Source organism: Aquidulcibacter paucihalophilus (assembly GCA_030285985.1).
Lineage (GTDB): Bacteria > Pseudomonadota > Alphaproteobacteria > Caulobacterales > Caulobacteraceae > Brevundimonas.
In genome coordinates this window covers 2966148-2990117 of sequence record CP127384.1, presented here as the reverse complement: position 1 = coordinate 2990117, position 23970 = coordinate 2966148, and the positions used below count along the sequence as shown (strand labels likewise).

Genomic DNA, 23970 nt, shown 5'->3' with positions numbered 1-23970 from the left:
CGGGCCGCTGCTGATTACAACGCAATAGCGACGGTTTAGCGCCGCGACTTCTTCCGCTGGCCGGCCTTGCCCTTGGGACGCGACAGGCGAACGACCTTGCGGGCCTGCTCTTCCGCCGAGGTGCGAACCGTCGGGATGGAGCGGGGTGCCAGGCCGTAGAGCGAGGCCATCGGAGCATCCTCGACGCCGGCGATATCGTGCTCGCCATAGCCGTTGAAGCCGGTCGACATGGCGACGCCATAGGCACCGAGCATGCCGATCTCGATGAAGTCGCCTTCCTGCACATCGGCCGGCAGCCAGAACGGTCCCGGCATGTGGTCGATGGAGTCGCAGGTCGGGCCGTAGAAGCGGAACGGCTTGAGCTCATTGGACGAGGCACCGTCCCGGACCAGCTTGGTCGGGAAGGGCCAGCGCGAATGGGTCGCGTCGAACAGCGAGCCGTAGGAGCCGTCGTTCAGATACAGGGCGTCGCCCTTGCGCAGATCGACCCGGCACAGGACCGAGGAGGCCTCGGCGACCAGCGCCCGGCCGGGTTCGCACCACAGCTCGGTCGTTTCCGACACCGGCATCTCGTTGAAGCCGCGATGGATGGCGTCGGCGTATTCCTGCATGTCCGGCGGGACCATGCCCGGATAGACCGAGGGGAAGCCGCCGCCGACATCGACGATGTCCACGAACACGCCGGCACGGCTGATGGCGCGACCGACCTGGGCCATGGCGGCCTCATAGGCGGACGGACGCATGCATTGCGAACCGACATGGAAGCAGACGCCCATCAGGCCGTCCTTGACCGCCTGGCGGGTGGCCAGCAGCAGGGACGGCGCCTGGTCGACCGAGACGCCGAACTTGCCCGACAGGGAATAGGCTGCGCCGTCCGCCGAGACCGTCATCCGGACCAGCAGGTTCAGATCGGTCGCATTGCCGGTGGAGTCGAGGATCTTGGCCAGCTCGTCATGGCTGTCCAGCGAGAAGGTGCGGACGCCGTGCTCGAAATAGGCCTTGGTGATCGCGCCGCGGCTCTTGACCGGGTGCATGAACGCCAGACGCGCGTCGGGGCTGACCGAACGGACCAGTTCGATCTCGCCCAGCGAGGCGACGTCAAAGCCGGTGACACCAGCCTCCACGAGGGTCTCGATGACCCACCGCGAGGGATTGGCCTTCACCGCATAGAAGACGTCGGCTTTCAGATTGTCCTGGAACCAGCGCGCCGCTACGGAAACCGAACGCGGCCGCACGAGTGCGACAGGACGTTCAGGGGACCGCTCGCGGACCAGGTCCAGGGGAAAATGATACGTGCGCAATTCACGTAAACCCCTGTAATTGTTAAACCCAGCCGGCGTTAGCAGCGCAACGTGAAGACCTACGGGGTCCGCCGGAAGCCGCGATGTAGGGTCACCGGACTGTCATGTAAAGCGGTTTTTTGCAGGCGGGCCTTGAGTTTGCGGGGGATTCGTCAGGGTCCGGACTGACAGACTGCGCCGGTACGCACCGCGCCTCGTCCCGACGAGGCCCGCGCTGTGGGCTGCCGCCGTCCGCAGGACATCGCCGCCTGCCGTTCCGCTGGACGAAAACCTCGTGGACGTGCCATTAAGACTTGCCTCGCGGGCCTGATCAGGCGATGCGGCGCGCCCCTTCAACCGCCTCCAGCGTGTCCATGACCTCAGCTGCCGCCGCCGTCGCGTCCGTGAAGGATGTGTCCAAGACTTTCGGCGCCCGAAAGGCCCTGAACGGCGTGTCCGTCGAGGTCGGGGCCGGAGAAATGGTCGCCCTCATCGGCCCCTCGGGGTCGGGCAAGTCGACGCTCCTGCGTTCGATCACGGGCCTGCAGACCATTGATTCCGGCAAGGGCACGATCAGCGTCTTCGGCGAGGTCGTGCAGAAGAACGGCCGCACCACCGGGGCGACCCGCGCGGCGCGCCAGAAGCTGGGCATGATCTTCCAGCAGTTCAATCTGGTCGGCCGGCTGTCGCTGTTCTCCAACGTCATGCTGGGCGCGCTCGGCCGGATCCCCGGCTGGAAGGGCCTGCTCGGCGTCTGGCCCACCGAGGACAAGCAGCGCGCCATGGCGGCCCTGCACCGCGTCGGCGTCTCGGACTACGCCGCCCAGCGCGCCAACACCCTGTCCGGCGGCCAGCAGCAGCGCGGCGCCATCGCCCGCGCCATGGTCCAGGGCGCCAAGGCCATCCTCGCCGACGAGCCCGTCGCCTCGCTCGACCCCGTCTCGGCCCGGAAGGTCATGGAACTGCTGGTCGAGCTGAACAAGCGTGACGGTTTCGGCGTCATCGTCACCCTGCACCAGGTCGACTACGCCATCCGCTACTGCGACCGCGTCATCGCCCTGAAGGCCGGCCAGATCGTCTATGACGGCCCGGCGACAGGCCTGGATACGAAGCAATTGATCGACATCTACGGTCCCGAGTTCGAGGACGCGTTCTGGGAAACCAAGGCATGACCCTGCCCCTGTTCACCCGCCGGCTGGCCCTCGCCGCCGCTCTCGTCCTCGGCGTCGCCTCGTGCGGCGGTGGCGATGAAAAGGCCGGCGCCGCGCCGACCGAAATCACCTTCTCGATCCTGTCGGCTGAAGGCCAGGCCTCGGCCGGCCCCCTGTGGCAGCCGCTGCTGGACGACATGTCAAAGGCCATCGGCGTCGAGGTGAAGCCCTATTTCGGCTCGAACTACACCGTGCTGGTCGAGGCCATGCGCGGCAACCAGACCCAGGTTGCCTGGTTCTCGGCCAAGCCGGCGGTGGAGGCCATTGACCGGGCCGACGCCGAAGTCATCGCCCGCACGGTCAATCGTGAAGGCATGGACAGCTATCGCTCGACCCTGATCGTGCGCGCGGGCTCGGGCATTACGCTCGATCAGGTCATGGCCTGCGGCCAGCGCTACGACTTCGGCATCGGCGATGCGCAGTCCACCTCGGGCACGCTCGCCCCGATGGCCTTCCTGTTCAATCCGCGCAACATCGTCCCGGCCCGGTGCTTCAGAAACGTCCGCTCGGCCAACCACCAGTCGAACGCGTTCGGCGTCGCTTCCGGACAGCTGGACGTGGCCACCTCGAACACGGTCAATACCGTCTTCATGACCAAGCAGAATCCCCGGATCGCCGCCCAGATTCAGGAAATCTGGCAGTCGCCGCCGATCCCGGAGAGCGGAATTCTGGTGCGCGAGGATCTCGATCCGGTTCTGAAGGAGAAGATCCGCAGCTTCTTCCTGACCTACGGCCAGGGCGACACCGTCGAGGCTGAGCGCCAGCGCCAGGTTCTGGCCGGGCTGGAATACTCCCGCTTCAACGCGGCCGATGACAGCTATCTCAACCCGATCCGCGAAATGGTTGCCGACCAGAAGCTGAACGAAGCGCGCGCCAAGGGCGATGCCGCCGCAGTCGCGACCGCCGAGCGTGAGCTGCAGCGGTTGCGCACCCTGCGCGAGGTCCAGCCTTGACCGACGCCGCCGCCAAGCCTGCCGCAACGGCCATTCCCAATCCGCCGACAAAATCGGCGGGGGCATGGGTGCTCGACATCCTGATCTGGGGAGGCGTCGCTGCCCTGCTGATCTACAGCTTCGCGCCGGTCGAACTGGCCAATGTCACCAAGCTGTTCAGCAACAACGAGAACACCCAGAATTTCGCCCGCGAGCTGCTTCGTCCGGACTTCACCAACTGGAAGCTCTTCGTCGCCAAGATGTGGGAGACGGTGCAGATCGCCCTCTGGGGCACCTTCATCGCCGTCTTCGCCGCCGTCCCGATGGGTTTGGCAGCGGCCCGCAATATCGCCCCGTTCTGGGTCGTCACGCCCATGCGCTGGGTCATGAACCTGCTGCGCTCGATCCCCGATCTGGTCATCGGCCTGCTGTTCGTCGTTGCCGTCGGCCTCGGGCCGCTGGCGGGGGTGCTCGCCATTGCCCTGAACACCGCCGGGGTGCTGGCCAAACTGTTCTCCGAGGCGGTCGAATCCATCGACAAGGGTCCGGTCGAGGGCGTGCGCGCTACCGGCGCCTCCAAGCTGCACGAGATCGTCTGGGGCGTGATCCCGCAGGTCGCACCGCTCTGGACCTCGTTCGCCCTCTATCGGTTCGAATCCAACAGCCGCTCGGCGACCGTGCTGGGCCTGATCGGCGCCGGCGGTATCGGCGCAGTGCTGTTCGACGCCATGAACGCCTTCAAGTTCCAGGACGTCTCGGCCATCGTCGTCGTGGTCGTCATCGCCGTGACCCTGATCGACATGCTGTCCCAGGCCATGCGCAAACGCCTGCTGTAACAGGGGCTGCACCGCCCATTGAAAAGCCCGCCTCCGCGATCGCGGGGGCGGGCTTCTTTCTTTCCGGACCCGATCAGGCCGGGCGTAGATCCGGCGGTGTGGCCTCTTCGGTGAGGATGCGGATCGCCTCGTCCAGCGACACCACTTCCTGCGCCTGGGAGCCCAGACGGCGGATGGCCACCGTGCCCGCTTCGGCCTCGTTCTTGCCGACCACGGCAATGACCGGGACCTTGCCGACGGAGTGTTCGCGGACCTTGTAGCCGACCTTCTCGTTGCGCAGGTCGGTCTCGGCGCGCAGGCCCGCGGCCTTCAGCTTCTCGACCACGTCACGGGCGTAGTCGTCGGCCTCCGAGACGATGGTCGCCACCACGACCTGCGTCGGTGCCAGCCACAGCGGGAAGGCCCCGGCGTAGTTCTCGATCATGATGCCGATGAACCGCTCGAACGAGCCGAGGATCGCCCGGTGCAGCATGACGGGCCGGTGCTTCTGGCCGTCCTCACCGATGTATTCGGCGTTCAGACGTTCCGGCAGGACATAGTCGAGCTGCAGCGTGCCGCAGGTCCAGGTCCGGCCGATGGCGTCCTTGACGATGAAGTCCAGCTTGGGCGCGTAGAAGGCACCGTCGCCCTCGGCGATGACCGGGTCGACCCCGGCCAGACGCGCGGCCTCGCCCAGCATGGCCTCGGCCTTGTCCCAGAACTCGTCCGTGCCGGCGCGGACCTCGGGCCGGGTAGCCAGGGCGATCTCGTGCGTCGTCATGCCGAGGTCGGCGTGGATGATCTGGGTCAGGCGGATGAACCGTTCCGTCTCCTCGACGATCTGGTCCTCGCGGCAGAAGATGTGGGCGTCGTCCTGGGTGAAGCCGCGCACCCGCATCAGGCCGTGCAGGGCCCCCGACGGCTCATAGCGGTGGCAGGCCCCGAACTCGGCCATGCGCAGCGGCAGTTCGCGATAGGACCGCTGGCCCTGGTCGAAGATCTGCACGTGGCCCGGGCAGTTCATCGGCTTGAGGGACAGGGTCTCGCCCTCGACCGTCTCGCAGACGAACATGTTGGGGCGGTATTTCTCCCAGTGGCCCGACTTCTCCCAGAAGGTCCGGTCCAGCACCTGGGGCGTCTTGACCTCGACATAGCCGGCGGCGTCCAGCCGGCGGCGCATATAGGCCTCCAGCACGCGCCACAGGATCCAGCCCTTGGGGTGCCAGAAGACCATGCCGCGGCCTTCCTCCTGCATGTGGAACAGGCCCATGGCCTTGCCTATGCGGCGGTGGTCGCGCTTCTCCGCCTCCTCGACGCGCAGCAGATAGGCGTCGAGGTCCTCTTTCGAGGCCCAGGCCGTCGCATAGATGCGCTGCAGCTGCGGATTGCGATGGTCGCCGCGCCAGTAGGCGCCCGCCAGCTTGGTCAGTTTGAAGGCCTTGCCGACGAACTTCGTCGAGGGGAAATGCGGCCCGCGGCACAGGTCGACCCAGTTGCCCGTGGCATAGGTGGTGATCGTCTCCGTCCCCGGCAGGTCGCGGATCAGCTCGGCCTTGAACGTCTCGCCCTTGGCCTCGAACAGCCTGATCGCCTCGTCCCGGTCCCAGACCTGACGGACCAGCTTTTCGTCGCGGTCGACGATCTCGGCCATCTTCTTTTCGATGGCGGCGAAGTCGTCCGTCGAGAACGGCTCCTCGCGGTGGAAGTCGTAATAGAAGCCGTCCTCGATCGCCGGGCCGATGGTCACCTGGGTGCCGGGGAACAGCTCCTGCACGGCCTGGGCCAGCACGTGGGCGGCGTCGTGGCGGATGGTCTCAAGCGCCTCCGGATCGTCGCGCATGATCAGCTTGAAGTCGCCGGAGCCGCCCAGCGGGCGGTCGAGATCGCGCTGCTCGCCGTTCAGGGCGACCAGGGCCGCGCGCTTGGCCAGCGACGGCGAGATGGAGGCGGCGACGTCACGGCCCGTGGCGTCGTCGGGATACTGGCGCGCGGCGCCGTCGGGGAATTTGAGGTCGATCATGTCTTCGTCTTTGCGGGCGGTACCGGATCGTATTTCCAGCCTTCGCCGAAGGGTTGGCATTTGCAGAGGCGTTTGGCCGTGAGCCATCCCCCCTTGAGCGGTCCGTGCTGGATCAGCGCGTCCCGCCCGTAGTCCGAGCAGGTCGGCCGGAACCGGCACGACTGCCCGATCAGGGGCGACAGCGTCAGCTTGTAGCCCCGATGGGCCAGCCGTACGCCGCGTTCATAGAGAGTTCCGCCGGATGCCATGTCGCCGCGCTTATCCCTCGCGAAGGCCGCGGGGGCAACGGGGCTTCAGGCCGCGCCGGCGAGGCTAGTTCGCGTATCCGCCCGGTCCCGCGCCATCGCCTGCCGCACAGCGTCCAGCGTCGCCTCAATGGCGACCATGGTCGAGGCGTGGCGCGCCGGGTAGTCGGCGACCTGTTTCAGGGCGCGCAGGCCTTCAAACCGGCCCGTCGGACCCTCGCCGCCGGCCTTGAGCATGGCCGACATGGCGTCGCGCGCGGCGGTGATCTCCTCCAGCGTCGCCCCGATGACGACCTCGCCGAGCACGCCCGCCGCCGCCTGGCCGAGCGCGCAGGCCTTGACGTCCTGGGCGAAGGTCTCGACCCGACCGGCATCATCCAGTGTCACATCGACGATCGCTTTCGAGCCGCACAGTCTGGCAACCCGCTCGCCCGTGCCCTCGGGCGCGGCCAGCCGTCCGCTGTGCGGCAGATTGGCCGCCAGCTTGAGGATGCGCGCGCTGTAGAGCTCATCGATCATGGGCGGAATATAGGCGATCAGCCGCCCTGGAGCGACCCCCAGGTGCGGGCCTGGTCCACGCCGGTCCCGCCGGCGCGTTCGCGCAGCCAGGCCAGGTTGCGGTCGGCGGCCTCGGGCGGCAGGTCGCGGCGCAGCATCTGCTCCGCTTCGGCCAGCTTGCCCGTCAGCCCCAGCACCATGGCCAGGTTGAGCCGCACCTTCAGCGAGGCACCCGGCTGGGCCACGGCGCGGCGCAGCAGGGGCTCGGCCCCGGCAGCATCCCCGCGCGTCATTGCGGACATCGCCATATTGGACAGGACGTCGGGATTGTCGGGTGACAGGGTCAGCGCCTGGGCCCAGGCCGCGCGGGCGTCGTCGGGACGCCGCACCTGCTCATAGGCTGCGCCCAGCAGGGACCAGGACCGCCAGTCCGAGGGGCGGGCGTCGCGCGCGCCTTCCAGCGCCGCGATGCCGTAGAAGGCCTGACCGCGGGCGATATGGGCCCGCCCGAGCTCCAGCATGGCGTCGATATTGGCGGGCTGGACGACCAGTACCCGGCTGGCCATCTCGGCGGCCTGGTCGAACCGGCCGAGTTCGCGCAGCGCCTGGGCCGCCCTCACGCCCGCGACGGGGTCCATCGGGTCGATGTCAGCCTGGTCGGCCCAGAAGATCTGGCGGCTCAGCGCGTCGGTGCGCTCATAGGCGGCGCGGACCTCGGCCGTGGCGGGCTGGCGTCCCACCGGCGTCTGGGCGGGCGGCGCGACCACGGGATCCGCCATCACAGGCGCGGCAATGCCGGTCAGCAGAAGGGCGACGGTTGCGATACGGGCGGTCGTGCGCGACATGGAAGGCGCTCCGGAAGGTTCGACCCGAGACTCGGCCTTTCTCGTCAATCCTTGGTTAAGATCGGCCGTCTCCGGCCGGAAAGGCCGTCGCCCATGTCCGCCCTTCATCCCGACCTGCTGACCCCCGAGACCGAAGGCGCGATCCCGGTGCGGTTCGTTGGTCCGGACAGCGCGGCCGAGGCGGCGTTTGGCGGCTGGGCCGAGGCCAACGGCTTCAAGGGCAGGTCCGGCCAGATGCTGGTCGCGCCGGACGGGCAGGGAGGAATCGCCGCCGTTCTGGTCGGTGTCGGCGATCGGTTCGATCCGATGTCGGCCCGCGCTCTCCCGGCCAGGCTCCCGCCGGGCCTCTATCGCCTTGAGGCCGGGCCGGAGGAGGCGCGCGCCGCGGCCCTGGCCTTCCTGCTCGGGGCCTATGTCTTCGACCGCTACAAGGCCCGACCCGACCGGGACCGGGTGCGGCTGGTCGCGCCCGAGGGGCTGGATATCGCGGCGACGCAACGCATCGCCTCGGCCTGCGCCCTTGCCCGCGAGATGATCGACACCCCGGCCGCCGACATGGGGCCGCTGCAGATCGAGACCATTGCCCGCGAGATCGCCACCGCATCGGGCGCAAGCCTCTCGGTCATCACCGGCGACGCCCTGCTGGAGGAGAACTACCCCGCCGTCCACGCCGTCGGCCGCGCCGCCGCCCCGCACCGCGCGCCGCGGGTCGTCGAGATCGGCTGGAACCTCGACCGCGCCGACCTCCCGCTGGTCGCCCTCGTCGGCAAGGGGGTGGTGTTCGATTCCGGCGGACTGGACATCAAGCCGGCCGCCGGCATGCGCAACATGAAGAAGGACATGGGTGGCTCGGCCCATGCATTGGCCCTCGGACGCCTCGTCATGCAGGCGGACTTGCCCGTCCGGCTGGTGGTGCTGGTCGCCGCCGTCGAGAACGCCATCTCCGCCGACGCCTTCCGGCCCGGCGACATTCTGAACAGCCGCAAGGGCCTGACCATCGAGATCGGCAACACAGACGCGGAAGGGCGCCTGATACTCGCCGACATCCTGACGCGCGCCGGGGAGCATTCGCCGGACCTGACGCTGGACTTCGCTACCCTGACCGGTGCGGCGCGCGTCGCCCTCGGTCCCGAACTGCCGCCGCTCTATACCGATGACGAGACCCTCGCCGCCGACCTGCTCGAGGCGGCCCGTGCCGTCGCCGACCCGCTGTGGCGCATGCCGCTCTGGCCCGGCTATCGCGCCTCCATCGACAGCGAACTGGCCGATGTCCGCAACGACTCCGCCGGCTGGGCCCAGGCCGGTTCGGTCACCGCCGCCCTGTTCCTGCAGAAATTCGCTCCGACGACCGGCGCCTGGGCCCATATGGACATCTTCGCCTGGAACCCCCGCGCCCGCCCCGGCTGGCCAGAGGGCGGCGAGGCGCAGGCGCTGAGGGCGTGTTTCGAGATGCTGAAGCGGCGGTTCGCTTAGGTCTTAGGTCTTAGGGCTTAGGGCTTGGGGCTTGGGGCTTAAAGGTTGGGATCAGCTCCGGTCATTTTCGACCTAAGCCCTACGACCTAGGCCCTCCTCCCGTTAACGGCCCTTTCGGCTTCTTCCGCTACGACAACGGCTCAATCGGACGAGCCCACGTTTGACCGCAGCCGCCGCCAGCCTTGATCCCCGAACCACCCTCGCCCGGCCCGACCTGGCCGAGCAGGCGCTGGAAGGGATCGTGCGCGCCTCCGCCTTCCGGGCGGTGCGGCCGATGCATTGCGCGGTTCCGGTCGCCGACATTCATCAGGACGCCGTGGCGGCTGAGCATCCGGTCGACCAGCTGATCTTCGGCGAGGTCTTCGATGTGCTCGACACGCGTGAGGACCAGGTCTGGGGCCGCGCCCGCCGCGACGGCGTCGTGGGCTGGGTGGCGCGGGCCTCGCTCAAGGACGGTGCGCCGCTGGCCACGCACCGCATCGGCTCGACGGACGGCCGCCTGCCCCTCAACGCCCTGGTGGTCGAAGCAGGCGACCCGGCCGGCCTGGCCCCCATCGGAAGTTTCGCCGCCGAACCGGTCGAGGTGGCCGAACGGCTGCTGGGGACGCCGTACAAGCTGGGCGGTCGCTCATCCAAGGGCACCGACTGCTGCGGGCTGGTTCAGCAGGCGCTCTACGCCTGCGGCCGCGCGGGACCGCGCTACGCCGATCAATTGGCGGAACTCGGTCAGGCCGTGGTGGCTGGTGAGGCCCGGCGCGGCGACCTGGTGATCTGGCTGGATCCGGACGAGGGGCCCTGGAACGGCCACGCCGGCTTTATGCTGGACGGCGACCGGGTGCTGCACGCCGTCGGACGGCTGGGCGGGGTGGCGATCGAGTCCTTTGCCGAGGCCGATGCCCGGCATCGCGTCGCGGGCTCTGATGGGCCGGCCATCCGCCGGCTCTGACCGCAACGAAAAAGGGCGGCCCGAAGACCGCCCTTTCATCGTCTCAAACCTTCAGACCCTAGCGCGCGGCGCTGGTTGCCGCCGGCGGCGCTGCCGGGGTGGCTGCCGGGGCGGCTGCGTCGGCGGCCGCGGTTTCAGCGCCGGCGACGGGAGCTGCACCCTCAACGGGAGCCGCCGGAGCGGCGCCGGGCTGGCGGGCCGGATCGGGCGCCGGGATGGCCATGCCGCCCGAACCCTGCGAACGCAGCCAGGCGATCAGATTCACGCGCGTCTGGGTGTCGCGGATGCCGGCGAACGACATCTTGGTGCCGGGCACGTAACGGCCCGGGGCGGTCAGGAACTGATCCAGCTCGTCCAGGCCCCAGGCCGGAGCCTCGCCCTTGTGGGCGATCATGGCTTCGGAATAGGCGAAACCGGCGCTGTGCGTCACCGGTCCGCCGACAACGCCGAACAGATTCGGGCCGATGCCGTTGGCACCGCCGGCCGCGACGGTGTGGCAGGACTTGCAACGGGCGAAGGCAGCCTCGCCGGCGGCCAGATCCGCCGTCGGCAGGATCGTGCCCCAGTCAGGCGGCAGCACGGCTTCTTCAGCAGCGCCGCCGGCGGCCTCTTCCGGCGCGTCAACGAAATAGCCCATCTTTTCAGGGGCTTCGTTGTGGTAGATGAAGGCAGTGCCCTCTTTCACCATCAGGATTACGAAAACGGTCGCCAAGCCGGCGCCCATGATCTTGTTCCACTTCAGATCGCCGCTCATGCGCGTCGTCTCATCCCGTTTCTGAGGCCCGGCCGCATGGGCGGCAGGGCGAATTCTTGCGTGGCCGTCTCTTACACGCTAGCGCGGCCTTCGCAACCAGATCAGGACGGTCTGAGCGTCGCAGGCGCCTAACTTTGGGATTTGAATGTGAACCCGCTGATCCTGATTCCGGCCCGGATGGCCGCAACCCGCCTTCCGGACAAGCCGCTCGCCGATATCGGCGGGACCCCGATGATCGTGCGGGCCTGGCGTCAGGCCGTGCTGTCCGGCCTGCCCGTCGCCGTGGCTGCGGGCGATCAGGCGATCGTCGAGGCGATTGAGTCGGCCGGCGGCGTCGCTGTCCTGACCGATCCGGACCTGCCGTCGGGCTCCGACCGCATCCGCGCCGCCCTGGACGCCATCGACCCGGACGGCCGCCATGACGCCGTCATCAATCTGCAGGGCGACATGCCCTTCGCCGATCCCGGGCTGGCCCTGGCCTGCGCCGCCCTGCTGCATGGCGAGCCGGCCTGCGACATCGCCACCCTGATCGCGCCCGAGGCGGACGCTTCCGATCGCTCCAACCCCGATGTGGTCAAGGCCGTGGTGGCGATGGGCGAGGGCGAACGCCATGGCCGCGCCCTCTATTTCACCCGCTCGACGCTCTACGGCGACGCCCCCGTCTGGCGGCACATCGGCCTTTACGGCTACCGCCGCGCCGCCCTCGAACGCTTCTGCGCCGCCCCGCCGTCGCCGCTGGAGCGCCGGGAAAAGCTGGAACAACTGCGGGCGCTGGAGATGGGTCTGCAGATCTGGGCGGCGGTCATCGACGCGGCGCCGCTGTCCGTCGACAACCCGGACGATCTGGCGGCGGCGCGGGCGCTCGCTCGCTAGACGCTCATTTGCTTTCGTCATTCCGGGGGCGCGTAGCGCACCCCGGAACCCAGCGGCGCGCGTGAGCGCGAACCTGTCGGGAGCACGGCTCGTCAAGCCATCGCCTTCGCTAGGCTACGGCGCCGCTGGGTTCCGGGTCTCCGGCTCGCTGCGCTCGCCTTCGCCCGGAATGACGAAAGCAAAGGAGGGCCTCAAACGTCGAACCCGTCCACCCAGGCCTGCAACAAGGTCCGCGCGATGGCGATCTTCGGCGGTGCCTTGATCGTCGGATGCGTTCCCTCCAGACACGCCCGTGCCTCTTCCCGCGTCAGCCAGGCCACCGCTTCCAGCTCCGTCTGGTCAGGCGTCGCCTCGCCGGAATCGACCTCGCAGACCAGGCCGATCATCAGCTGGGACGGGAATGGCCAGGGCTGGCTGGAGTGATAGCGGACCGCCGTCACCGTCAGCCCCGCCTCTTCCTCGATCTCGCGCGCGCAGGCCGCCTCGATGGTCTCGCCGGGCTCGAGGAAGCCCGCCAGCGCCGACATCCGGCCCTCGGGCCAGGCCGCCTGTCGGCCCAGCAGACAGACCGGCTCTGCCCCACCCTTGTAGATCGCCAGCATGATGGTTACCGGGTCCACGCGCGGGAAATGCTCGACGCCGCAGGCCGGGCAGATCCGCTTCCAGCCGCCGGACCCGTTCTCGCTCTCCACCCCGCAGGCGGCGCAGAACCCGTGCCGCCGCCGCCAGTCGAACAGCGACTTGGCCGTTCCGGCCATGGCCGCGTCGGGACCGGGCAGCAGCGCGGCTGCCTCGCGCATCTCGTGAAACGCCCCGAGACCTGCCAGCGGCCCCGCCGCCGGATCGGCCGACCCCTCGACCTCCACCGCGAAACAGGGCGCACCCTTCCACAATCCGAGGAACAGTTCGCGATCGGGAACCACCGCCCGCGCATGGGACAGCGCCAGCCAGGCCAGCCGCGGCTCGGCCCCCGCCTCGATCAGCGGCCGCCCCTCCCACAGCACCATGGCCATGGCATCCGGGCTCGCGCCCTGTTCGGCCAGCCAGTCGGCGTCGTCCCTCCGATCCCCCGCCCGATCGAGCGGATTGCCGGCGAAGGTGTTCAGGACGGGGAGAGGCATAGCCCTTTCCCTAAACCAGACATGGCTGCATTGTCGCTACCGGAGGTGCGGCTATGCGGGTTTCAATCTGGCTCACGACCTTCGTGCTCAGCAACGGCCTGTTCGCCCTCTTTGTCAGCAGCCTTTGGGAGCCTTTTGGCGTCCCGATGGCTATTCAGTTGCCGGTCGCGTTCGCCGCTTATGCGGCGTTCAATCTTTGGTACCTCAGATGCCCGGTCTGTCGGACCTTTACTGCGGGATGGTGGATTAGCGGCGAGGGCTTTTTCTCGATTTATTTCTTCGCGCCTTTCGCAAATCCAGGTCGATGCAATCGCTGCGGGCTAGACTTTCACAAGCATGGGTTTGGCGACGACCTGCGAGCGCCTCGCCGTCGCTGGCGTCTGGACAATCCCTGACCTTGATCTCGCCGCCTGGAACCGCGATATAGGCCTCGGAGATCGCGGGCGAAGGCTTCGCCAACCTGGTCAGGGCCGGAAGGCAGCAGCCACAACGAATTCCCCTTCGGGTCGCGGTCTCCACCTTCCCCTTTGGTGCGCTAACGCTCGCCCCGGGTCCGATCTTCGATCGGCCCGAGGACAGGCTCTGCGGTCGCTCGCTGCCTGGGCGCATTCCTCCCCCAAGGGGGAGGGGGACCGCCGGCGAAGCCGGCGGTGGAGGGGCAAGAGAGGATCGCACCCGATCCGACGGACCACCCACAGCTCCCTTCCGGCAACCCCTTCGCCCAAGGGACGCCCCGCGCTAAGACTGTGGCATGAGCGATGCCGACCCGAATCCCGACGGCCCTCCGTGGGACGATGACGCCCCCGACGCGGACGTCGTCGAGCGCGATCCCGACACCGACGACATGTTCGGCTCGCCGGAACCCGCCGGCATGCGCGAGGCCGAGGCCGCCGCCGCGCCGGAGCCCGCCCCGAAGCCGAAAGCCAAGGCCGCCCCGTCCGCGGACACCGGTCCCGCCGCCCATGCCGACGACGGCGCGGCCTATACCGTCCTGGCCCGCAAATACCGGCCGCACACCTTCGAGGACCTGATCGGCCAGGAGGCCATGGTCCGCACCCTGACCAATGCCTTCGCCACCGGCCGCATCGCCCACGCCTTCATGCTCACCGGCGTCCGGGGGGTCGGCAAGACGACCACCGCCCGCCTGCTGGCCCGCGCGCTGAATAACGAGACCGACGTCATCGACCGCCCGTCGCTCGCCCTGACCGACCAGGGCCGCCACGACGCCTCCATCATGGCCGGCCAGCATATGGACGTGGTCGAGATGGATGCCGCCTCCCACACGGGCATCGACGGCATCCGCGACATCATCGAGAGCGTCCGCTACGCCCCGGTCGAGGCCCGCTACAAGGTCTACGTTCTCGACGAAGTCCACATGCTGTCGAACCAGGCCTTCAACGCCCTGCTGAAGACGCTGGAAGAGCCCCCGCCCCACGCCAAATTCATCTTCGCCACCACCGAGATCCGCAAGGTGCCGGTGACCATCCTGAGCCGCTGCCAGCGTTTCGACCTGCGCCGCGTCGAGCCGGAAATCCTCGTCGAACACCTCGCCCGCATCGCCGACCGCGAGGGGATGAAGATCGAGCAGGACGCCCTGGCCCTGATCGCTCGTGCCGCCGAGGGATCGGTCCGCGACGGCTTGTCCCTGCTGGATCAGGCGCTGGTCCAGGGCGACCGCGGCGAGACGGTGAAGACCGAGGTCGTGCGCGACATGCTCGGCCTCGCCGACCGCAGCCAGACCATCGCCCTGTTCGAATCGATCATGGCCGGCCGCACGCCCGAAGCGCTGGAGCTGTTCCGCACCCTCTACGGCTATGGTGCCGATCCGGTGCAGGTGACCAACGACCTGCTGGAACACTGCCACGCCGCCTCGGTGGCCAAGATGCTGGGGCCACAGGCGACCCGCCTGCCCAATGACCAGGCCCAGAAGCTGACCGCGCTGGGCGCGGTGATCTCGGCCGGCACCCTGGCCCGGGTCTGGCAAATGCTGCTGCGGGCGCTGGACGAGGTCCGGCGCGCGCCCAACCCCGCCGACGCCGTCGAAATGGCCATCGTCCGCCTCGCCTACGCCGCTGACCTGCCGGGTCCGGAAGAGGCGCTCAAGGCCCTGCGCGACGGCGAGCCCATGCCCGGCGGTGGCGGCTCACGCGGTCCTTCCGGTGGCGGGGGCGGCGGCGGGGCCTCTGCCCAGCTGGCTGCGCTTCCAGTCGCCGCGCCTTCGCTTCCCGACCCCCAGTCGTTCGAACAGGTGGTGGCCCTGATCGGAGAGAAGCGCGAGGTGGGCCTGCAGATGGATGTGCAGCGCTTCGTCCGCCCCGTCGCCTTCAAGCCCGGCGCCATCACCTATGAAAGCCTCGACGGTGCGCCGATCGATCTGGCGCGCAAGCTGGCGGCGCGGCTCAAGGACTGGACCGGCCGCACCTGGCTGATCGCCGCCAACGGCCAGGGTGGCGGCGAGACCATGATCGAGGTCGACCGGCGCAAACGCTCCGAGCAAAGGGCCGAAATCGAGGCCGACCCCTTCGTCGTCGCGGTGATGCAGGCCTTCCCCGGTGCCGTCATTGGCGAGATCAAGACCCTGGCACCGGCGGTCGAACTGCCGGCCATCCCGGACGAGTCCCCGGACCTCGACGACTGATCCTGACGGAACCTGTCACGGCGGGGCCCGGCTCTCGCCTTCACGACCCGGTTGGGGACTGATGGCGTCCTTCGGGGGAACGTCATGATCAAGATCCACACCACGCTCGCCGCCGCCTGCGCGGTCCTGGCCCTGTCGGCCGCCTCACAGGCGAGGGCGCAGGACGCTGCCGGGGAGGTCCGCGAGGCCCTCGAAAGCATGCCGGCGCTGATCGCCCAGATGACAGACAAACTCCGGCCGCTGGCCGAGTCGGTCGGCGTCGATATTTCCGACCTGATGCGCGAGATGGAGCCGATGATGCGCGCGGCCTTCCCGACCCCGCCGGAAGGGGATGCGCACTGGGCCTACAGCTTCCAGTTCCAGAACGACAATTCGGTCACTGACAGCGGATCCCCGACCGAGGGCCGCCAGACCGTCCTCACGGACGCCCAGGCCTGCGCCGCCCTTTATCCGCTGGCCGGCCCGGTCGTGCATTTCCGCCGCATCCACCGGGACGGCCTCGTCGGGCACCAGTGCATCATGCGCACCTATGACGGCTCCATGGGAATCCTGATCTCGGAGACCTATGCCGAAGGCACCGACCGCCATATGTCCGCCAGCTACGCTGCGGCGGCCTCGGTGGAGAATGATCCGGACGCCGCCCGCGCCCTGTTCGAACCGGTGGTCGACACCAATATCGGCCTGGCCGTCGAGCTGGCCGATCTCGCGGTGGAGTCCGCCGTCAGGGCCGTACCGGGCGGCACGGACTAGAGGATCGACGCCGCTTCCTCGAACGACAGGCGGGGCGAGCGGGGGAACAGGTTCTCGTCCGTGCCGTAGCCCAGGTTGACGATGAAATTCGGCTCGACCGTCGTGCCGGCGAAGAACTCGGCCTTCACCCCTGCGGCGTCGAAGCCCGACATCGGCCCGACGTCGAGGCCCAGCGCCCGCGCCGCCAGCAGGAAATAGCCACCCTGCAGCGATGCGTTGCGGAAGGCGGTTTCACGCGCCGCGGCCGGATCGGCGAACCAGTCCTTCGCGCCCGGCGCATGGGGGAAGAGCACGGGCAGGGTCTCGGCGAAGGCCAGGTCCTGGGCGATGATCACATTGACCGGCGCCTGCAGCGTCTTGGCGCGGTTGGCCTCGGACATCAGGGGCGAAAGCCGCGCCTTGGCCTCGGGCGAGGTGATGAAGACGAACCGTGCCGGCGTGGCGTTCACCGCCGTCGGGCCGAATTTGGTCAGGTCGTACAGCTTGCGCAGCAGGTCGTCCGACACCGGCCGGTCGCTCCAGGCGTTGCGCGTGCGGGCGTCAGTGAACAGCTGGTTCAGCGCCGTCTCCGGCAGGGGCAGGTCGCGGGCGGGAACGGAATCGAAGGCCATGACGGATGTCCTGATTAGCAACAGTGATGGCTGCTAAATGGCGTTGCCCGGGATTGGTTCAAGGGGAACGGGAACAAATTCTGTTGCTGTTTTTCAGCCCTGTCCGAAGCCGGGGTCAGCGCCTATCTTGAGGCCATGACAGACCTCAATGCCCTCATGAAACAGGCCCAGGCGATGCAGCAGAAGCTGCAGGACGCCCAGGCGAAAATGGCCGAAACCACGGCGTCCGGTACCTCCGGCGGCGGCCTCGTGACCGTGGCCCTGCGGGGTGCCGGCGAAATCACCGGCGTGACCATCGACGACAGCCTGCTGGTCTCCGGCGAAGGCGAGATCCTCGCCGACCTGATCGTCGCCGCCCACGCCGACGCCAAGCGCAAGCTGGACGAGGCCAACGGCGCCCTGATGCGCGAGGCCGCCGGCCCGATGGCCGGAATGAACATCCCCGGCATGCCCAAGCTGTTCTGAGGCCGGGACCCGTATGGCTGCCTCCGCCGGACCCGAAATCGAACGGCTGATCAGCCTCCTCGCCAAGCTGCCCGGCCTCGGTCCCCGCTCGGCCCGCCGCGCGGCCCTGGCCCTGCTGAAGAAGCGCGAACAGTTGCTGGTCCCGCTGGCGGCCTCGCTGGCCGAGACGGCGGCCAAGGTCACCTCCTGCAGCGTCTGCGGCGCGCCGGACACCCGCGATCCCTGTTCGATCTGTTCCAACAGCGCCCGCGACAACGCCCTGATCTGCGTGGTCGAGGAGGCCGGTGCCCTGTGGGCGATGGAACGCTCCGGGGCCTTCCGGGGCAAATACCATGTGCTGGGCGGGCTGCTCTCGGCGCTGGATGGCGTCGGCCCCGATGCGTTGCGCGTCGCCGAACTGGTCGGGCGCGTGCGCGGCGGCGAGGCCAAGGAGGTCGTCCTGGCCCTGCCGGCCACCGTCGACGGCCAGACCACCGCCCACTACATCGCCGAACGCCTCGCCGGCACGGGCGTCGAGATCACCTCCCTGGCCCGCGGCGTCCCGGTCGGCGGTGAGCTCGACTGGCTGGATGACGGAACGATTATCCAGGCGATGAGGCAGCGCCGCCCGACCTGATGCGTCAGGAACGGTCGCAGGCCCCGGGCTGACCGGTTACGGCCTGGGCAGACTCGCGATAGAGACGGGTCATGTCCCCTTCACTCGTTGCCTTTTTCGCCGCCTCGGTGGTCGCCGTCATCGCCCTCGTCTGGGCCCTGATGGAGCGCCGCCGCGCCTCCGCCGCCGATACGCGGGCGTGGGAGCTGCGCGAGCGCTACGCCGAGACCGAGGCCCGGATGCGCCTGTTCGAGGACCAGGCGGCGGCTAACGCCGAATTCCTGCGCGTCCAGGCTGCACAGTCCGCCGGGACTGTCGCCGAGGAACTGCTCAAACGCACCGACGAGACCTTCCGTAACCGTGAGCTGATGTCGCAACAGCGGATGGAGGCCCAGCTCAAGCCGGTGGCCGACACGCTCAAACTCTTCCAGGAGCATGTCGCCGCGCTTGAGAAAGCCCGCAACGAGGAGACTGGCGGTCTGAAGGAACAGCTGGCCCTGCTGATGACCGCCTCGACCGCCACCCGCGACGAGGCCCGGCGTCTGACAGAGGCCCTGCGCGGCAACACCGGCCGCCGCGGCCGCTGGGGCGAACAGACCTGCCGCAATGTGCTCGAGGCCGCGGGTATGGCCGGGCGGTTCGACTTCGAGGAGCAGTCCTCGACCGCCGACGACGCCGGCCGTCAGCAGCGCCCCGACTTCGTCGTCCGCCTGCCGGGCGGCGGCATGTTCGTGATCGACGCCAAGGTCTCGCTGGCCTTCGGCGACGAGGCCGATGGCGACGAGGAGGCCCAGGCCAGGGCGGCTTCCCTGCGCACCGCGACCAGTATGAAGACCCACGTACGCCAGCTGTCGTCCAAAGCCTATCAGGACCAGTTCAAGCCCAGCCCCGACTTCGTGGCCATGTTCGTGCCCGGCGACGCCTTCCTCGCCGCGGCCCTCGACCACGAGCCCGATCTGATGACCACGGCCATGGCCTCGCGCGTCGTCATCGTCACCCCGACGACCCTGTTCGCCCTGTGCAAGGCGGTGGCCTACGGCTGGCGCGCGGAAGAGCAGGCCAAGAATGCCGAGGACGTCGCGAAGCTGGGCAAGGAGCTCTACAAACGCCTCTCGGTCATGGGGACGCATGCCGGAGCCGTCGGCCGCGCGCTGGAGACGGCCGTCGGCAAATACAACCAGTTTGTCGGCTCGCTGGAGAGCCAGGTCATGGTCTCGGCCCGCCGGTTCGAGGACCTGCAGGTCGACCATGAGGGCAAGGATCTGGGGGAACTGACCCCGATCGAATCCGCGCCACGCGCCCTGAGCCGGCCGGAACTGGTCGCCGTTGAAACCCGGCCGGCGGCCCTTCCCAAGGCCTGATCGGGCTTTGGACAAGGACGCTTGACAGCGCGGCTGTATGATGTAAAACACCCTTGTCAAATCGACAGGGAGGCTTGTCATGAACGACCAATCCAGGCCCAGGCGTCCGCACGGACCGGGTGCATATATGCTGGTGCTGGGTGTCTCCCTGGTCCTCGGTGGCCTGGCGGGCGCGGCCAGCGCCTTCCTCGGCGATCAGCCGGGGCCGGTCGGCACCGCCGTGACCGCGGCGCTGGTAACGGCTGCGATGGCCGTGGGCTTCACCGTCTGCGTCTGGTGGTGGCGGGGCATCGACGAGGCCGCGCGCGAGGCCCACAAATGGGCCTGGTGGTGGGGTGGTTCGGGCGGCATGGCCGTCGGCTCGGTGCTGTTGCTGACCCTGATGCTGCGGGCCGAGGAACAGGCGCTACCCGCCAAATTCGGCTCTAACCCGGCCGACATCTTCGTGTCGGGCATGATGTGCATCCTGCTGTTCCAGCTGGCCGGCTATACCCTGGCCTGGGCCGGCTGGTGGCTCAAGCACCGCTAGGAGCGACCGCATGAACAACCGCCTCAAGGTGCTGCGCGCGGAACGCGACTGGAGCCAGGCCGACCTCGCCCTCGCCCTCGGAGTCTCGCGCCAGACCGTCAATGCGCTGGAGACCGGTCGCTACGACCCCTCCCTGCCGCTCGCCTTCAAGATCGCCCGGGTCTTCGGGCAGCCCATCGAAGCCATCTTCACGGAGGACTGATCATGAACGCCAGTCTCGATGCCCCCCGGCCCTCGTTCCTGCGCAAGGCGGGCCTGCTCGTCGTCCTTGCCGGCCTCGGCGGAGTCTTCGGCTACGGCGCCGCCACCCTGACCGACGGCTCCCTGTCGAGCTGGGAGGACGAACTCGCCGTGGTCATGGCGGCCGCCATGACCGGCGTCGGCCTGATCACCGCCTTCATGGTGGCACGGCGCCCGGCCGATATCCCGAAGGGCTGCGGCATCCTGCAGGTGATTGTCATGCTGCTGGCCGCCGCGATGTTCCTGCTGCCGGTTTTCGGCCCCGCCCTGGCGTCGCCCGAAATGGTGTTCGCGGCCGTGCTCCTGCTGGTCGTGGTCCAGAGCGCCGCCAATCTGATGCTCTGGCGGACGGCTGACGAAATGCTCCGCCGGGTCATGCTCGAGACCAGCGCGCTCGCCTTCTGGTCCCTCCAGCTGGCCCTGTTCATCTACGCCGCCGCCGAGCGGCTGGGGCTGGTCGGGACCATCACCGCCTGGGGCCTGATGGGCATCCTGATGGGCGTCTATTTCATCGCCTCCGCCGTGGCGGCGGCCCGACGCGGCCTGCACTAGGCCGCCGTTCCCCGACTTCCAACCCTCCCCAGGATTGATCTCATGACCCTGAACACACGCCTGAAATCCGTCTCCCGCACCGCCCTCGGCGTCGTGCTCGGCCTTGGTCTGGCGGGCGCGGTCGCCTTCCAGCCCGCCCGGGCCTTCGCCCAGGCCGTCGAGGCCGCCCCCGCTCCGGCCGCCACCCGTGCCGTGCCCCGGGCCGAGGGGGCCGGCCCCGCTCTCTGGGTGGTCCGGGACGCGGATTCGACCATCTATCTGTTCGGCACGGTTCACGTCCTGCGCCCGACAACCGCATGGGGCTCGCCCCGCGTCGACGCCGCCTTCGACAGCGCGTCCGAAATCTGGTTCGAGATCACCAACCCAGACGATCAGGCCGCCGTCATGCCGCTCGTTCAGCAATACGGCATCTCGCCGGCCCGGCCCCTGTCCAGCCTGCTGACCGCGGAGGAGTTCGCCAAACTCGACGCCGCCGCCCAAACCATCGGCGCCTCCGGGGCCCAGATCGACATTTTCCGTCCTTGGTTCGCCGGGCTCAGCCTGGCCCTCGCTCCGCTGGCCAAGGCCGGCTACGACCCGAACTCTGGCGTTGAACTGACCCTGCGCGCCCGCGCCCAGGCCGCCGGAAAGCCGGTCAAGGGGCTCGAGACCCTGGACGAACAGATCCGCATTCTGGCCAGCATGCCGGAGGATGAGCAACTGGCCTTCCTGCGCTCCACCCTCGACTCGTTCGACGAAGCGACCACCGAACTGGATGCCCTGGTCAACGCCTGGGCCGCGGGCGATGTCGCGAGCGTCGAGCGCCTCGCGGTCACGGAGATGCAGGGCCAGAGCCAGGCCATGTACGAAGCCCTGCTGGTGCAGCGGAACGCCAACTGGGCGGGCCAGATCCAGACCCTGCTGGCAGGCTCGGGCACGACGTTTATCGCCGTGGGTGCCGCCCACCTGGCCGGAGACGACAGCGTGCAGGACATTCTTGAGGACCGCGGCGTCAACGTCGAGGTCGCGCCGTGACGGTCGGATCCGCGCCCCCGGCCGCCCCGACCAATCCGCGCTGGGTCAGGATCACGGTCATCGCCCTGATCGGCCTCGTCTGGCTGGCCGCAGTCATCGCCATCGTCAGGGGTGAGTCATGGGTCGAGGCCGGGTTCACGGCCCTGATCTCCACCCTCTGCCTTTCCGCGGTCGATCTGGGGATCGACCTCAGTCGCCGGAGGAAGGCATGAGACAGGTGAGCACGATCGTCTTCGTCGTCGCCTTCCTGCTGTGGGCCTGGCTGGAGTTCGTCGCCCGCGCCCCTCAGGAGGGCGTCCAGGACATCCTGTTCTGGGTCGGGATGGCGGCCCTGCTGGTCAATGGCTGGGACGGCAACCGGCGGCGATCTGTGGCCTGACGGCTGGAGCGGGCGGCGGGAATCGAACCCGCACGAAAAGCTTGGGAAGCTTTCAGGCTACCACTACATCACGCCCGCGGAGCCGGACGCAGCCTTAGGCGGAACGCCGCGGCGCATCAAGGCGCGATGCGCACGGGGCTCTCCGCCCGGTGGACCACCACGCCGTCCACCACCGTCAGGACCGCCCGGCCATTGAGAATGTCGGCGACGGGTGCCGTCATCAGATCAACCGAAAAGGCGGTGAAGTCCGCCCGCTTGCCGACCTCGATCGTGCCCAGCTCGGCCTCGCGGAAGCTGGCGTACGCCGGCCAGAGAGTGAACATCTTCAGGGCCGTGGTCCGGTCGACGGCCTCGCCGGGTCGCCAGTCGGGGCCCTGGAATCCTTCCAGATCGGCGCGGGCGACGGCGGCGTAGAATTCGATCAGGGGGTCGCCGCGCTCCACCGGGGCGTCGGACCCCCCGACCACGACCACGCCCATGTCGACCAGGCTGTGCCAGGCATAGGCCCCGTCCAGCCGGACGTCGCCGAGGCGGGCAGGGGCGAAGTGGAAGTCGCCGATGGCGTGACTGGGCTGCATCGAGGCGATGATCGGCAGGTCCCTGAACCAGTGATAGTCCGACGGGCGCAGAATCTGGGCGTGCTCGATGCGCCAGCGCACGTCGGCACCGTGGGGCCGGTCGGCGGCGGGCACGGCACCGAGCGCCTGCTTGTACCACTCCGCTACCGAAGCATTGCCGCGATCGCCGATGGCATGGGTGGCGATCTGTATGCCGCCGCGCAGCGCCGCCTCGTACAGGGGGACGATCTCCTCGCCGGTGATCTGCATCAGACCGGTGGTGTCGGGACGATCGGCATAGGGTTCGAACAGGGCCGCGCCACGCGAACCAAGGGCACCGTCGGCATAGTATTTGATCGCCCGGGTGATGATGCGGCCGTCGGCGACGCTGCGCGGGCCGCCCGCGATCAGGGCAGCGGCACCGTCCGGGGTGACGCTGTTGTAGATGCGCAGGGGTGCCTCGCCCGCTTCGGCCATGGCCTCCAGCAGGGGAATGTCCCGCCACGGCGCGCTCATGAAATGGACCCCGGTCCAGCCATAGGCGGCCTCGACGCGGAAGCCGGCGCGATAGGCATCACGCAGGGCTTCCGGATCAGCTTGCGGCATCAGCCCGGCGACCAGCTGTTCGGCCGCGTCCACCAGCAGACCGGTCGGCCGGCCGTCCGGGCCCTTGAGGATTTCCCCGCCCGATGGGGCCACGGTCGACACGTCAATGCCCGCCGCGGCGAGGGCGGCGGAGGAGGCGGCCACAGCGTGGCCGTCGGCCCGGCTCAGCAGGACGATCCGCCCCGGCGCGGCCACGTCCAGATCAGCGGCGGTCAGGAAGCGGGCTTCCGGCCAACGGGTCTCGATCCAGCCCCGTCCGACAATGGGGCCCTCCGGATGAGCCTCGGCCCAGGCGGTCAGGCGCGCCATCGCCTCGGCGACCGAGGTCGAGCCCTCGAGGTTCAGCGTCAACTCGCGCCAGCCGACACCGTCGAGGTGGGCGTGGCCGTCGGTGAAGCCGGGGAACAGGGCGGCGCCCTTGAGGTCGATGTACTCGTCGGGCGGAGACTGCTCGAGCCGCATCGGCCCGACATAGGTGATGCGTCCGTCGACCACGGTCACCTGTTGGGCGGGCGGTGCGCCGTCGACGCCGGTGTAGATCGGACCGCCGTGGATGATCAGATTCTGGGCCTCGGCCGTCGAGGCGACACCGCCGAGCAGCAGGGCAAGAGCGAGGGTGCGGATCATGCGGAGGCTCCCGGTTTCAGGAGCGACCGGTGG

27 protein-coding genes, 1 tRNA gene and 1 other RNA gene are annotated in these 23970 nt (G+C 68.9%); 19 read left to right on the top strand and 10 right to left on the bottom strand.

The window, feature by feature from the left end; genetic code table 11:
• Positions 1 to 35: 35 nt before the first annotated feature.
• Complete coding sequence (locus KB221_14785; GenBank protein ID WIY69319.1) at positions 36 to 1301, bottom strand: type III PLP-dependent enzyme; 1266 nt, start codon at positions 1299 to 1301, stop codon at positions 36 to 38.
• Positions 1302 to 1654: 353 nt separating this feature from the next.
• Between KB221_14785 and phnC the strand changes: the two genes are divergently transcribed.
• The 3 genes from phnC to phnE are packed head-to-tail and all read left to right on the top strand — an operon-like array spanning position 1655 to position 4259.
• Complete coding sequence (gene phnC / locus KB221_14780; GenBank protein WIY69318.1) at positions 1655 to 2452, top strand: phosphonate ABC transporter ATP-binding protein; 798 nt, start codon at positions 1655 to 1657, stop codon at positions 2450 to 2452.
• Positions 2449 to 3444, top strand: coding sequence for a phosphate/phosphite/phosphonate ABC transporter substrate-binding protein (gene phnD / locus KB221_14775; protein ID WIY69317.1), 996 nt, complete (start codon positions 2449 to 2451; stop codon positions 3442 to 3444). The genes phnC and phnD overlap by 4 nt, the downstream gene beginning before the upstream one ends.
• Positions 3441 to 4259, top strand: a complete 819-nt coding sequence (phnE, locus tag KB221_14770; GenBank protein WIY69316.1) for a phosphonate ABC transporter, permease protein PhnE — start codon at positions 3441 to 3443, stop codon at positions 4257 to 4259. Before phnD ends, phnE begins: the two co-directional genes overlap by 4 nt.
• Positions 4260 to 4332: 73 nt before the next feature.
• Here phnE and thrS read toward each other — a convergent pair whose 3' ends face one another.
• Genes thrS through KB221_14750 form a run of 4 tightly spaced genes read right to left on the bottom strand, consistent with a single transcriptional unit; the run spans position 4333 to position 7846 of the window.
• On the bottom strand, positions 4333 to 6258 hold the full coding sequence (gene thrS / locus KB221_14765) for a threonine--tRNA ligase (GenBank protein WIY69315.1): 1926 nt from the start codon (positions 6256 to 6258) through the stop codon (positions 4333 to 4335).
• The gene (gene yidD / locus KB221_14760) at positions 6255 to 6506 is read right to left on the bottom strand and encodes a membrane protein insertion efficiency factor YidD (protein WIY69314.1); all 252 of its coding nucleotides are present in this window, start codon (positions 6504 to 6506) and stop codon (positions 6255 to 6257) included. The genes thrS and yidD overlap by 4 nt, the downstream gene beginning before the upstream one ends.
• A 45-nt stretch (positions 6507 to 6551) precedes the next feature.
• Positions 6552 to 7022 (bottom strand): iron-sulfur cluster assembly scaffold protein, encoded by a 471-nt coding sequence (locus tag KB221_14755; GenBank protein ID WIY69313.1) that lies wholly within the window; start codon positions 7020 to 7022, stop codon positions 6552 to 6554.
• Positions 7023 to 7039: 17 nt separating this feature from the next.
• Positions 7040 to 7846, bottom strand: coding sequence for a tetratricopeptide repeat protein (locus tag KB221_14750; protein WIY69312.1), 807 nt, complete (start codon positions 7844 to 7846; stop codon positions 7040 to 7042).
• 93 nt (positions 7847 to 7939) lie between these two features.
• Here KB221_14750 and KB221_14745 point away from each other — a divergent pair, with 93 nt between their 5' ends.
• Together KB221_14745 and KB221_14740 are read left to right on the top strand one after the other, a co-directional pair.
• Positions 7940 to 9319 (top strand): leucyl aminopeptidase family protein, encoded by a 1380-nt coding sequence (locus KB221_14745; GenBank protein ID WIY69311.1) that lies wholly within the window; start codon positions 7940 to 7942, stop codon positions 9317 to 9319.
• A 160-nt stretch (positions 9320 to 9479) separates the two neighbouring features.
• The gene (locus KB221_14740; protein ID WIY69310.1) at positions 9480 to 10265 is read left to right on the top strand and encodes an NlpC/P60 family protein; all 786 of its coding nucleotides are present in this window, start codon (positions 9480 to 9482) and stop codon (positions 10263 to 10265) included.
• Positions 10266 to 10323: 58 nt separating this feature from the next.
• On the opposite strand, the gene KB221_14735 is transcribed toward KB221_14740, so the two are convergent.
• Complete coding sequence (locus tag KB221_14735; protein WIY69309.1) at positions 10324 to 11019, bottom strand: cytochrome c family protein; 696 nt, start codon at positions 11017 to 11019, stop codon at positions 10324 to 10326.
• 147 nt (positions 11020 to 11166) lie between these two features.
• Here KB221_14735 and KB221_14730 point away from each other — a divergent pair, with 147 nt between their 5' ends.
• Complete coding sequence (locus KB221_14730; protein ID WIY69308.1) at positions 11167 to 11892, top strand: 3-deoxy-manno-octulosonate cytidylyltransferase; 726 nt, start codon at positions 11167 to 11169, stop codon at positions 11890 to 11892.
• Between the two features lie 191 nt (positions 11893 to 12083).
• Here the strand turns inward: KB221_14730 and nudC are convergent, their stop codons facing one another.
• The gene (nudC, locus tag KB221_14725; protein ID WIY69307.1) at positions 12084 to 13013 is read right to left on the bottom strand and encodes an NAD(+) diphosphatase; all 930 of its coding nucleotides are present in this window, start codon (positions 13011 to 13013) and stop codon (positions 12084 to 12086) included.
• 53 nt (positions 13014 to 13066) lie between these two features.
• On the opposite strand from nudC, the gene KB221_14720 reads away from it, so the two are divergent.
• From KB221_14720 to KB221_14705, 4 genes are all read left to right on the top strand, one after another.
• Positions 13067 to 13408, top strand: coding sequence for a hypothetical protein (locus tag KB221_14720; protein WIY69306.1), 342 nt, complete (start codon positions 13067 to 13069; stop codon positions 13406 to 13408).
• A gap of 34 nt (positions 13409 to 13442) precedes the next feature.
• Positions 13443 to 13536, top strand: an RNA gene (gene ffs, locus KB221_14715) — signal recognition particle sRNA small type.
• A gap of 228 nt (positions 13537 to 13764) precedes the next feature.
• Positions 13765 to 15651 (top strand): DNA polymerase III subunit gamma/tau, encoded by a 1887-nt coding sequence (locus KB221_14710; protein ID WIY69305.1) that lies wholly within the window; start codon positions 13765 to 13767, stop codon positions 15649 to 15651.
• 84 nt (positions 15652 to 15735) lie between these two features.
• Positions 15736 to 16401 (top strand): hypothetical protein, encoded by a 666-nt coding sequence (locus KB221_14705; GenBank protein WIY69304.1) that lies wholly within the window; start codon positions 15736 to 15738, stop codon positions 16399 to 16401.
• Here KB221_14705 and KB221_14700 read toward each other — a convergent pair.
• A complete protein-coding gene (locus tag KB221_14700; protein WIY69303.1) occupies positions 16398 to 17012 on the bottom strand; it encodes a malonic semialdehyde reductase in 615 nt (204 codons plus the stop codon). The genes KB221_14705 and KB221_14700 overlap by 4 nt on opposite strands.
• A 135-nt stretch (positions 17013 to 17147) precedes the next feature.
• Here KB221_14700 and KB221_14695 point away from each other — a divergent pair, with 135 nt between their 5' ends.
• The 9 genes from KB221_14695 (at position 17148) to KB221_14655 (ending at position 22147) form a co-directional block, all read left to right on the top strand.
• Positions 17148 to 17477, top strand: coding sequence for a YbaB/EbfC family nucleoid-associated protein (locus tag KB221_14695; GenBank protein WIY69302.1), 330 nt, complete (start codon positions 17148 to 17150; stop codon positions 17475 to 17477).
• A gap of 13 nt (positions 17478 to 17490) precedes the next feature.
• Positions 17491 to 18093 (top strand): recombination mediator RecR, encoded by a 603-nt coding sequence (gene recR, locus KB221_14690; protein WIY69301.1) that lies wholly within the window; start codon positions 17491 to 17493, stop codon positions 18091 to 18093.
• A gap of 71 nt (positions 18094 to 18164) precedes the next feature.
• Complete coding sequence (locus KB221_14685; protein WIY69300.1) at positions 18165 to 19433, top strand: DNA recombination protein RmuC; 1269 nt, start codon at positions 18165 to 18167, stop codon at positions 19431 to 19433.
• Between the two features lie 79 nt (positions 19434 to 19512).
• Positions 19513 to 19962, top strand: coding sequence for a hypothetical protein (locus KB221_14680; protein ID WIY69299.1), 450 nt, complete (start codon positions 19513 to 19515; stop codon positions 19960 to 19962).
• Positions 19963 to 19972: 10 nt separating this feature from the next.
• Entirely contained in the window at positions 19973 to 20164 is a 192-nt protein-coding gene (locus tag KB221_14675) for a helix-turn-helix transcriptional regulator (GenBank protein ID WIY69298.1), read from the top strand.
• A gap of 2 nt (positions 20165 to 20166) precedes the next feature.
• Positions 20167 to 20754 carry a hypothetical protein gene (locus tag KB221_14670; protein ID WIY69297.1) on the top strand — a complete coding sequence of 196 codons (588 nt, stop codon included), beginning with the start codon at positions 20167 to 20169 and terminating at the stop codon, positions 20752 to 20754.
• A gap of 42 nt (positions 20755 to 20796) precedes the next feature.
• On the top strand, positions 20797 to 21768 hold the full coding sequence (locus KB221_14665; GenBank protein WIY69296.1) for a TraB/GumN family protein: 972 nt from the start codon (positions 20797 to 20799) through the stop codon (positions 21766 to 21768).
• On the top strand, positions 21765 to 21980 hold the full coding sequence (locus tag KB221_14660) for a hypothetical protein (protein ID WIY69295.1): 216 nt from the start codon (positions 21765 to 21767) through the stop codon (positions 21978 to 21980). The genes KB221_14665 and KB221_14660 overlap by 4 nt, the downstream gene beginning before the upstream one ends.
• Positions 21977 to 22147 carry a hypothetical protein gene (locus KB221_14655; GenBank protein WIY69294.1) on the top strand — a complete coding sequence of 57 codons (171 nt, stop codon included), beginning with the start codon at positions 21977 to 21979 and terminating at the stop codon, positions 22145 to 22147. Before KB221_14660 ends, KB221_14655 begins: the two co-directional genes overlap by 4 nt.
• Positions 22148 to 22151: 4 nt before the next feature.
• Here KB221_14655 and KB221_14650 read toward each other — a convergent pair.
• Both KB221_14650 and KB221_14645 read right to left on the bottom strand, forming a co-directional pair.
• Positions 22152 to 22225: transfer RNA gene (locus tag KB221_14650), tRNA-Gly, on the bottom strand.
• 38 nt (positions 22226 to 22263) lie between these two features.
• Positions 22264 to 23937: an amidohydrolase gene (locus KB221_14645; protein ID WIY69293.1), complete on the bottom strand. Its 1674-nt coding sequence runs from the start codon at positions 23935 to 23937 to the stop codon at positions 22264 to 22266.
• Positions 23938 to 23970: the final 33 nt, after the last annotated feature.

What these genes read in the sequence shown, in the direction of transcription:
- phnC (WIY69318.1), top strand. Translation starts at nt 1,655, where the DNA reads ATGACCTCAGCTGCCGCCGCCGTCGCGTCCGTGAAGGATGTGTCCAAG.
- phnD (WIY69317.1), top strand. Translation starts at nt 2,449, where the DNA reads ATGACCCTGCCCCTGTTCACCCGCCGGCTGGCCCTCGCCGCCGCTCTC.
- thrS (WIY69315.1), bottom strand. Translation starts at nt 6,258, where the DNA reads ATGATCGACCTCAAATTCCCCGACGGCGCCGCGCGCCAGTATCCCGAC.
- yidD (WIY69314.1), bottom strand. Translation starts at nt 6,506, where the DNA reads ATGGCATCCGGCGGAACTCTCTATGAACGCGGCGTACGGCTGGCCCAT.
- KB221_14755 (WIY69313.1), bottom strand. Translation starts at nt 7,022, where the DNA reads ATGATCGATGAGCTCTACAGCGCGCGCATCCTCAAGCTGGCGGCCAAT.
- KB221_14750 (WIY69312.1), bottom strand. Translation starts at nt 7,846, where the DNA reads ATGTCGCGCACGACCGCCCGTATCGCAACCGTCGCCCTTCTGCTGACC.
- KB221_14745 (WIY69311.1), top strand. Translation starts at nt 7,940, where the DNA reads ATGTCCGCCCTTCATCCCGACCTGCTGACCCCCGAGACCGAAGGCGCG.
- KB221_14735 (WIY69309.1), bottom strand. Translation starts at nt 11,019, where the DNA reads ATGAGCGGCGATCTGAAGTGGAACAAGATCATGGGCGCCGGCTTGGCG.
- nudC (WIY69307.1), bottom strand. Translation starts at nt 13,013, where the DNA reads ATGCCTCTCCCCGTCCTGAACACCTTCGCCGGCAATCCGCTCGATCGG.
- KB221_14720 (WIY69306.1), top strand. Translation starts at nt 13,067, where the DNA reads ATGCGGGTTTCAATCTGGCTCACGACCTTCGTGCTCAGCAACGGCCTG.
- KB221_14710 (WIY69305.1), top strand. Translation starts at nt 13,765, where the DNA reads ATGAGCGATGCCGACCCGAATCCCGACGGCCCTCCGTGGGACGATGAC.
- KB221_14705 (WIY69304.1), top strand. Translation starts at nt 15,736, where the DNA reads ATGATCAAGATCCACACCACGCTCGCCGCCGCCTGCGCGGTCCTGGCC.
- KB221_14700 (WIY69303.1), bottom strand. Translation starts at nt 17,012, where the DNA reads ATGGCCTTCGATTCCGTTCCCGCCCGCGACCTGCCCCTGCCGGAGACG.
- KB221_14695 (WIY69302.1), top strand. Translation starts at nt 17,148, where the DNA reads ATGACAGACCTCAATGCCCTCATGAAACAGGCCCAGGCGATGCAGCAG.
- recR (WIY69301.1), top strand. Translation starts at nt 17,491, where the DNA reads ATGGCTGCCTCCGCCGGACCCGAAATCGAACGGCTGATCAGCCTCCTC.
- KB221_14685 (WIY69300.1), top strand. Translation starts at nt 18,165, where the DNA reads ATGTCCCCTTCACTCGTTGCCTTTTTCGCCGCCTCGGTGGTCGCCGTC.
- KB221_14680 (WIY69299.1), top strand. Translation starts at nt 19,513, where the DNA reads ATGAACGACCAATCCAGGCCCAGGCGTCCGCACGGACCGGGTGCATAT.
- KB221_14675 (WIY69298.1), top strand. Translation starts at nt 19,973, where the DNA reads ATGAACAACCGCCTCAAGGTGCTGCGCGCGGAACGCGACTGGAGCCAG.
- KB221_14670 (WIY69297.1), top strand. Translation starts at nt 20,167, where the DNA reads ATGAACGCCAGTCTCGATGCCCCCCGGCCCTCGTTCCTGCGCAAGGCG.
- KB221_14665 (WIY69296.1), top strand. Translation starts at nt 20,797, where the DNA reads ATGACCCTGAACACACGCCTGAAATCCGTCTCCCGCACCGCCCTCGGC.
- KB221_14655 (WIY69294.1), top strand. Translation starts at nt 21,977, where the DNA reads ATGAGACAGGTGAGCACGATCGTCTTCGTCGTCGCCTTCCTGCTGTGG.
- KB221_14645 (WIY69293.1), bottom strand. Translation starts at nt 23,937, where the DNA reads ATGATCCGCACCCTCGCTCTTGCCCTGCTGCTCGGCGGTGTCGCCTCG.